The sequence below is a fragment of the Dolichospermum sp. LEGE 00246 genome (assembly GCF_015207865.1).
Classification (GTDB): Bacteria; Cyanobacteriota; Cyanobacteriia; order Cyanobacteriales; family Nostocaceae; genus Dolichospermum; species Dolichospermum heterosporum.
This window is the reverse complement of sequence record NZ_JADEWA010000738.1, coordinates 1-1,413: the sequence shown is the minus strand read 5'-3', so window position 1 is coordinate 1,413 and position 1,413 is coordinate 1. Positions and strand designations below refer to the sequence as shown.

1 pseudogene is annotated in these 1,413 nt (G+C 38.6%); it reads left to right on the top strand.

Features of this window, described 5'->3' with window-relative positions:
- Positions 1-64 precede the first annotated feature (64 nt).
- Positions 65-658, top strand: a pseudogene (gene nblR, locus IQ228_RS26040) (response regulator transcription factor NblR); the annotation flags it as partial.
- Between the last annotated feature and the right edge of the window lie 755 nt (positions 659-1,413).

The following is a 1,413-nucleotide window of genomic DNA, read 5'->3' as shown; positions in this document are numbered from 1 at the left end:
ACCTATCAAACAGGTCGAAAAGTGGCTCTTGATTTCAAATCAAACATGAAGATTGTTTTTGATGAATTCTTGCCGCAATGGAATTACACCGCTAAACCAGAATTACAGGTTATTTAATCCACGATCCTTAATTGTTGTAGACCGAATGCTTGTCGGTGAATCAGGACTATCTTTATGTAAAAATCTCAGAAATATTGGTAATCGTTCTCCGATACTGGTTTTGATGGCTAGAGACACCGTAGATGATCGCATAGCTTGTTTAGATGCGGGTGCTGATGATTACATCCTCAAACCTTACCGTTCGGAAGATTTTTTAAAGCTGATTCGTCTCTATCTCAAACCAGATGTTGATACCACCGAACAATTACGCTTTGGTGATTTGATTTTGGATATAGGAACCCGCCGGGCTATTTACAACAGTAAGGTCATTGACTTAACCATGAAAGAATTTGAACTCTTAAAGTTCTTAATGGAACATCCCCGTGAAGTATTAACCCGTGAACAGATTTTAGAAAATGTTTGGGGTTACGACTTTATGGGTGAGTCCAATGTCATTGAAGTATATATTCGTTACCTCCGACTCAAAATTGAAGAAGAAGGTCAAAAACGCCTAATTCAAACTATCCGCGGTGTAGGTTATGTACTCAGAGACTCGTGACATACTCCAAACACTTCCTTATGCCTTGCGGCACGCTTGCGCGAACAGGTGAGCGTAGACTTCTCAGTAACTCTTCTTTGAAGACATTAACTGAGCTTTAAGACCGTGCGACCCACGGTTTTTTTGTTTAAAAAACTGGCTTCTATTTAAATAAGGAACGCAAATTTAATAACCTGCAATTCTGACTTAACCTGAAATGGTGCGTTACGCTGTCGCTAACACACCCTACTTTTGCACTTTATTTAATTCATATTCCTAAGTAGGTGAACACAATAAAACCAAACTGTGTAAAGAAACGTAAAATCGCCCAAAACCTCTTCACTCTTGCCTCTTGCCTTTTGCCTTGCCATAATGACAATTTTTCACGCCAACCTACTTAGGCTGCTTTTCAGCATTTAATTGAACTATACCTATTTGATTTAATTTTATCATAAATTAGAAGAATTAGAAAATGTTGATTCGTCATTGACCAACAATCCTGATTAAACTGCGTTCAATTTCGCCTGTTGGTCAATTCCTCACTCGCGCGCGTTCATCCCACGCTCCTAGGATTGAGACGTGGGGCTTCTACTGTTTAAGCTAAAATCCATAAAATCAGAAATAATATCTAAATTTGTGGGCAATTTTGCAGAAATTAAGTAAGATGGTCACGATCTAAATTGCAGTAAATAATTTAATAGGCAATAGGTAATAGGCAATAGGCAAGAGGCAAGAGTAAAGAGTAAAGATAGATTTCTCCCCTACCCCCCCCACTC